Annotated in this window: 9 protein-coding genes and 1 pseudogene; 6 read left to right on the top strand and 4 right to left on the bottom strand. The window is 57.3% G+C overall.

The features are described 5' to 3' along the window. Both CAG02_RS23360 and CAG02_RS23355 read left to right on the top strand, forming a co-directional pair. On the top strand, window positions 1–901 hold a 901-nt coding region (locus CAG02_RS23360), incomplete at its 5' end, for an RHS repeat-associated core domain-containing protein (RefSeq protein WP_176244488.1). A gap of 2 nt (window positions 902–903) precedes the next feature. Next, complete coding sequence (locus CAG02_RS23355) at window positions 904–1,305, top strand: hypothetical protein (protein ID WP_085712362.1); 402 nt, start codon at window positions 904–906, stop codon at window positions 1,303–1,305. A 188-nt stretch (window positions 1,306–1,493) separates the two neighbouring features. On the opposite strand, the pseudogene CAG02_RS23350 reads toward CAG02_RS23355, so the two are convergent. The 3 genes and pseudogenes from CAG02_RS23350 to CAG02_RS23340 form a co-directional block, all read right to left on the bottom strand. Next, a pseudogene (locus tag CAG02_RS23350) lies at window positions 1,494–2,522 on the bottom strand (chitinase); the annotation flags it as partial. A 39-nt stretch (window positions 2,523–2,561) separates the two neighbouring features. Further along, on the bottom strand, window positions 2,562–3,197 hold the full coding sequence (locus CAG02_RS23345; protein WP_085712364.1) for a lytic polysaccharide monooxygenase auxiliary activity family 9 protein: 636 nt from the start codon (window positions 3,195–3,197) through the stop codon (window positions 2,562–2,564). Window positions 3,198–3,420: 223 nt separating this feature from the next. Further along, window positions 3,421–3,858 carry a hemerythrin domain-containing protein gene (locus CAG02_RS23340; protein WP_085712365.1) on the bottom strand — a complete coding sequence of 146 codons (438 nt, stop codon included), beginning with the start codon at window positions 3,856–3,858 and terminating at the stop codon, window positions 3,421–3,423. Window positions 3,859–3,995: 137 nt separating this feature from the next. On the opposite strand from CAG02_RS23340, the gene CAG02_RS23335 reads away from it, so the two are divergent. After that, window positions 3,996–4,421 (top strand): N-acetyltransferase, encoded by a 426-nt coding sequence (locus CAG02_RS23335; RefSeq protein WP_085712366.1) that lies wholly within the window; start codon window positions 3,996–3,998, stop codon window positions 4,419–4,421. A 66-nt stretch (window positions 4,422–4,487) separates the two neighbouring features. Here CAG02_RS23335 and CAG02_RS23330 read toward each other — a convergent pair whose 3' ends face one another. Beyond that, window positions 4,488–4,838 (bottom strand): hypothetical protein, encoded by a 351-nt coding sequence (locus CAG02_RS23330; RefSeq protein WP_085712367.1) that lies wholly within the window; start codon window positions 4,836–4,838, stop codon window positions 4,488–4,490. 134 nt (window positions 4,839–4,972) lie between these two features. On the opposite strand from CAG02_RS23330, the gene CAG02_RS23325 reads away from it, so the two are divergent. From CAG02_RS23325 to tusD, 3 genes are all read left to right on the top strand, one after another. Continuing rightward, on the top strand, window positions 4,973–5,302 hold the full coding sequence (locus tag CAG02_RS23325; RefSeq protein WP_085712368.1) for a DUF6388 family protein: 330 nt from the start codon (window positions 4,973–4,975) through the stop codon (window positions 5,300–5,302). 25 nt (window positions 5,303–5,327) lie between these two features. Beyond that, window positions 5,328–6,032, top strand: coding sequence for a YoaK family protein (locus tag CAG02_RS23320; protein WP_085712369.1), 705 nt, complete (start codon window positions 5,328–5,330; stop codon window positions 6,030–6,032). Window positions 6,033–6,109: 77 nt separating this feature from the next. Then, window positions 6,110–6,502, top strand: a complete 393-nt coding sequence (gene tusD, locus CAG02_RS23315) for a sulfurtransferase complex subunit TusD (protein WP_085712582.1) — start codon at window positions 6,110–6,112, stop codon at window positions 6,500–6,502. Window position 6,503 lies beyond the last annotated feature (1 nt).

Genomic DNA, 6,503 nt, shown 5'->3' with positions numbered 1-6,503 from the left:
GACACAACACCGCAGCTTCATCTACGAACCCGGCACCTTCCGCCCATTGGCGATGCTCGACGGCCAAGGCCCGAAACGCGCCTGCCCGTTCTACTACCAGCTCGACCACCTCGGCACCCCGCAAGAGCTGACCGACTACAGCGGCGACATCGTCTGGTCAGCCAAGTACGCCGCCTACGGCAAGGTCACCTCGCTGCAGCTCGCGACCGACGACTACCTCGACCAGCCACTGCGCTTTCAGGGGCAGTACTTCGATGCGGAAAGCGGGCTGCATTACAACCGGCATCGGTACTACGACCCGGACGCTGGACGGTATCTGACGCCGGATCCGGTGAAGCTGGCGGGCGGGTTGAACCAGTACCGGTACGTGCCGAATCCGACGGGGTGGGTGGATCCGTTGGGGTTGACGTCCAACTGTCCGCCGCCGAATAGGCCGGGATGTTCGGCTCCGGATGGGGTGGAAGGGTCCAAAGTTAATGAAGGTGAGCCCAAGCTTCCGCTCCGAGAAAAAGAAGGAGAATACTTATATCGCGGTGACGTGAAACATCCCGATGAGGTTTTTAAAAACGGGTTCAAAAGCAAAGGCCAAAGTACTGATCTGTTGCTACACGCCATGGACAGCAATAACCCACCGAGCTACTTTATCAGTACTTCACCTTCTGAGTTTGTCGCGATCGAATTTGGTACAAGTTCAAAAACAAGAAAAGGTTACCTATACACACTTAGAAAAATACTAGGAATAAATGTAAACAAAACACTCGGAAACCAAGTGCCATTTGCAGACGAGATAGAAGTTGCAATTCCAGGCTCCATTCATAGCGCTGACATTATTGGAGTTACACCGCTAAAAAAAGATGGTAGCTATGTAGGCTACTCAATCCCTAATCCAAAAAGAAAATAGAAATGGAACACAAAAAAATTTCAATCATCGTTAATGAGGCTCTCGAACAGGCAAATCTGTCCTACGATGCCGCCAAGGGGACCATTAAGTTTTCGATGAGCAACGGATTTAAAAAAGTATACGAGGCAGACGACCTATATCTTTGTTTGGCGAAAATCAGGAATGAGCATCCGAAAATAACATTTCTTTGCAAGGGAGCCAAATTGAATGTGACGCCCTCCCGAATGAGTTCACAAATGAGTGGCGGCTCAATTGCGTATGAATTAACGCTAGGAAAATCAGCAAGAAGAGAAAACATAGTCCATATTTTCGACCATGAAGATTGCAACATTTCAAAAACACCGAAAGAGCAGCAAGATTATTTTAAAACATGGTTAAATTCACTCAACGCGCCCAAAGAATGAGCCTCAAAGCACCTTGAGCAGCACAATATAAAGCCCTCATCCAGTCAGGTACACTGTTTGCAATTGATGAACAGCTACAGAACATTGGCCTCATTTTATTTTTTCAGTAATTCAAAAAAAGCCCGGCAGCGCTACCGGGCTTTTTCATTCGATTACCGCTGACGAGCCATGTCGGCCATTGCGACATCTGGCACCTGAGTGGCAGCCGCCACGCCGTTGATCAGCGGTCCATAACGCCGGCTGAACTCCCAGTTGTACGGCACACGATCCTTGCTGGTGCCGTTGTCCCAGTTTACCGACCAGGTCATCAGGCCCTTGATCGGGTGCCCTTTGACGGCCAGACGTTTCATCGCGTTGCCGACCGCATTCTTGTCGATCACGTAACCAGTGGCAGCGGCGTCAACGTTGGCTGGCAGGCCGATGACGAACTTGTCCGCAGGGATCTTCGTGAACCCGCGAGTGCCGGTCACCAGACTTTCGGTCAGGTAGTAGAGGAAGTCCTCTTTCATCGCATCGTTGTTCTGCGCGATCCACGCCCCGTTGCCGTTATTGGCCTCAGGGACCCAGACACCGTCACCGCCCTGGTTGTAGTACTGCGGCGCGATGAAGTCGTAGTAGCCTTCCAGTGCCTGCAGGTAACCGACGTATTTGCCGGAGGTGGTCAGGTATGGAAACTCCGGCGCCATGCTGATGATGAAATGCTTGCCCTGGCCTGCGTAGTGGCCCTTGACCAGTTTCAGGGCGGCCGGCAGCACGGTCTTGTTGGCAGCGAAATCAATCGCGCTCTGTTCAAGATCGATGTCCAGCCCGTCGAAGCCGTAGGTCTCCACCAGACGGATGATTTCGTTGGCCAGCGGTTGCTCCTGACCGGCACGCAACTCGATGTGCGCATCGGCGCCGCCGAGGGAAATCAGCACCGCCCGGCCCTGACTGTTGAGCACGCCGACCTGACGGCGGAACTCGGCATCGGAGACATTGAACGGCTTGAAGGTCGGTATCCCGCTGCCCTTCATGAACGCGACCGCAACCACGTTGTAGTCCTTGGGCACGTTTTCCAGAGCGATGTTGGCGAACTGACCGCGCTGATAACCATCGCTCGGGCCCGCGGGCCAGTTGTGCCAGAAGCCCATGAGGATCTTCTTGCCGGCGATGCTTGGCATCAGCGAAGCCGCGTCGCTCGCCTGGTTTTGCATTAACGTGAAGTCGATATTTGACATGTTCTAATCCTTCAGAACGTGTAGGTAGGTGTTGCGGACTTATTTGAAGTCCACATCGAAGGCCTGATAGAAGGCGTTGCCGGTGTTGGCGACGATCCACATCAGGACGATGACGTGACGACCTTGCTTGTTGGCCGGAAGTTTCACCGCGTGATTGACCTTGGCCTTCAGCTCCGCCGAATGACTGTAGTACGGCACTTGCGGATAGAAGTCCTCGGCGAACGGTTTTGTTTCCAGTTGCGCACGAGTGATGCGTTGTTTCGGGTCCCAGCCATCCTTGGTGATCAGCCAGCGGTAACCGCGAGTAGTGTGCGGCGCCGTGTATTCCCATTTCACTTCGAGGGTCTGACCAGGGGTGACGTTGAGCAGCGGCCAGGTGAACGGGCGACCGAGCTTCTTGCTCATTTCCTCGTCGGTGAAGTTCACACAGTCACGGGCGTCGTCCTTGCCGCCGCTGAGAATGTGCCCGTCGGCCGGTGGCACGACACTCGGGTTGTCCGACTCGAAAGGCGCCGGGAACGGACCGGCCACCAGTGCCGGGAAGTTCTTGCCGCCCTCCATCTCGTTGACCTGCCAGCCACCGAGCAATCCTTGTTCGATGGCCACCGCACCGCGGCTTGCAGGGGAAATGACGCGACCGTGTCGCAGTTGGGATTGAGCTTGTGGTTGATTCATGTTTTTCACTCCATTGATTTAAGAACTCTCCTTTCCGGGGAGAGGTCTTCAAGCTAACGGAGGGGGATTTTTTGTCCATCGGCGGTTTTGTCGCAGACCGTCTTGGCAATAGTCGAAAAACACCGAAAATACTGGATATAAATACAGTGCATTGCGACGACGCTCACCCGACGCATGGCAAAAAGCCTACACGGCGTCATTACAAAAACCTGCATTCAAGCACTCAGGGAAGTTGCGCCTTGAACTCCTTTTCATACTGCCCGGCGAGCTGTTCTTTCTGTTTGTCGTCGAGCAGCTTGCCGGCCATCTGGAAGAACTTCTGCTCCTCTTCCTTCAAGTGGTGATGGACTTTGTCCGAGAGCTTTTTCGCCGTGGCCAGCCAGGCTGGACTGGACATTTCGGTCTCGTCGAGCTCCTCCATCATTTCGTCCATTTCATGGTGTTCGGCGATGGCGTGGCGACTGAGATCGACCCCATTGTCGAACTCCATCAACGGGATGTAGAAGTGCCGCTCTTCGGCTGTCTCGTGGGCTTGCAGCTCGGCCTTGAGTTGCTTGTAGGCTTCGACGCGTTCCGGGGTGTCGCCGCTGGTCTTGATCAAGGTCTTGGCATAGCCGCGCTGGCGGTCGTGGCTCTCGCGAAGGGCTTCGAAAATATTCATGGACTCTCCTCGGCAGACGCATTCGGAATGAACGCCTTCAAGGGCTAGACCCCGGCGCGGGAGCAACGGTTCCGGGCGATTGCTTCAATCGACTGCCGCACGATAGGCTGCGGGTTCATTACTACAAGGAAGACAACATGACGTTGCGGATCGAGCTGTCACAGGACCCCACCGAAGAACAGCGCGCAGCCATCCTGGCGCCCCTGCGTGCCTATAACATCGCCAAGGCCGGGCCTTCGCTGTACGAGCCGGTCGCGCTGCTGGTGCGCGACGATAACGACGCGATCCTCGGTGGCCTTTATGGGCACACGTTCTATCGGTGGCTGTTCATCGAGTTGCTGGCCGTGCCGGAAGAAGGCCGGGGCCAGGGTATCGGCTCAAAACTGATGCAGATGGTCGAGGAATTTGCGCGAGAAAAAGACTGCGTGGGAATCTGGCTCGACACCTTTGAGTTTCAGGCGCCCGGGTTCTACAAGAAACTTGGCTATGTCGAATGTGGCGAGATCAAGGATTATCCGCTGGGGCACAAGCGGCACTTTTTCCAGAAACGCTTGATTGATTGAGTTCAGCGTCCCCCTCGCCAGCAAACTGGCGAGGGTCGCAGACATTTCAGCGCATTCAACCGCTCGTTACAGACAGGTCGCCAACGCTGCCAACCGGCGCTTGGCGACAAAGTCGTCCTTCTGCGCGTAGTAGTTCAGCACGGTGCCGGACGCATCAGTGGTCAAGTCGACGAACGACTCCGCCGAACGGGTATAAACCGTCGAGCCACCCTTCTTGCCCGGTTGCAGATAGGCCGCCGCATCCACGCCGAACACCGCTTCGTCCTGCCAGGCGAACTGCACACATTCGGCCACGACTTTTTCAGGTTTGTCCGAATTCAGGACCTTGTAAGGAGTTTGAGTGCGGGCGTCTTCCATCACCGAACCCGCGCAACCGGCCAGCAGGGTTGCCGCCAGTGCCACCATCAGCATTCGCATTGCATTCGCTCATTCGGAAAAAAGCGGACTGTATCACCGCAACGCGCAAAATCGTTCTGCTTTACTGCATTTAGAGCGCGACACCCGCCGATAGCTGCGGCACATTAAGGTCATCAGCCCCACAAGGAAGCCCCATGGCGCCTACCGACCAGCGACATGAACATGCTTTGAAACTGTTTCTCGACGCACGCCCCGAGCTGCGCGAAACCCTCGACCATCTCAATCCGCTGCTGGCCCAGGCCAAGGGTGAGACCCCGGCACAGTACCGCGAGGAGCGTCTGCACGAAGCCTTCGAAGCCGAGGCCGAAAGCCAGGGTCTGTTCGCCTGGGAGCTGACGCTGCAACTGACTGCAGCCACTCCCGAGGAATATCAGGCGCAACGCCTGGAAGTGCACCGCGAAGTAGCAGAGATGGCCGGGATGGACTGGTTGGAATATTGCGACCTTTATGGCATAGAACCCTGACCTCTAAGCAAGGACATCCGCGCCAATGCTGCCAACCGCCTCGACTCACCGCGCCAGCCCCGGCCACTTGCACACGCAAAAATGGCGCGGCCGCATAGGGCTGGCAATGGTGGCCGCGCTCTCGGTGCTGGCGGGGATGACCGATGCCATCGGCTTCATGGCCAGCGGCGACTTCGTTTCATTCATGAGCGGCAACACGACACGGCTGGCGGTGGCGATCAGTGATGGCGATATGAGTCTGACGCTGCGGCTGGTGATCCTCGTCGCCACGTTCATCGTCGGCAATGCCCTCGGTGTGGTGATCGGTCGCCTCGGCGGGCGCCGCGCACTGCCGTTGCTGCTGTGCATCGCGACGCTGCTCTGCGGGGCCGCCGCCTGGCCGTCCGAGGTGCAACTCCCGGCGCTGCTGGCGGCAATCATCGCCATGGGCATGCTCAATGCTGCGGTAGAGGAAGTGAACGGTCTGGCGGTGGGGCTGACCTATGTCACCGGTGCACTCTCGCGGTTCGGTCGCGGTCTGGGGCGCTGGATCATGGGCGAGCGACGCAATGGCTGGCGGGTCCAACTGGTGCCGTGGAGCGGGATGTTCATCGGCGCCATCCTCGGTGCCGTGCTGGAGCATCACCTGGGGCTCAAAGCGCTGTACGCCAGCGGTTTGCTGGCTGCGTTGATCGGCCTGGTCTCGCTGAAAATCCCACGGCGCTGGCAGTTGGGTTACATGCCGCGCTGACGTCTGCGGCAACATCGACTTCGCCGCCCCGCCGAGAAAGCATTATCATGGCCGCAGTTTTGCTGATCGAGTCCGTCATGAAGTTCGCCATCGCACTGTTTTCCGCCGCCCATGCGCCCTCCTCGCGCCGCGCTCTGCTGTTCGCGCAGGCTGCGCTGGCGGGCGGGCATGAAATTGTCCGGCTGTTTTTCTATCAGGACGGGGTCTACAACGCGTCCGACGCCGTGGTCACGCCCCAGGACGAACTGGACCTGCCCAAACAGTGGCGAACCTTCATCACCGAACAAAACCTCGACGGTGTGGTGTGCATCGCCGCCGCCCTGCGCCGTGGCGTGTTGAATACCGAAGAAGCCGGGCGTTATCAGCGTGATGCCGTGGCGGTCAGCGCGCCGTGGGAATTGTCCGGTCTCGGCCAGTTGCATGACGCGGTGCAGGATGCCGACCGCCTGATCTGCTTCGGAGGCGCATGAC

The sequence above is a fragment of the Pseudomonas sp. R43(2017) genome, assembly GCF_002112345.1.
In the GTDB taxonomy this organism is placed as follows: Bacteria; Pseudomonadota; Gammaproteobacteria; order Pseudomonadales; family Pseudomonadaceae; genus Aquipseudomonas; species Aquipseudomonas kribbensis.
The sequence above is the reverse complement of the archived record's forward strand: the minus strand, read 5'-3'. Positions and strand labels throughout refer to the sequence as shown.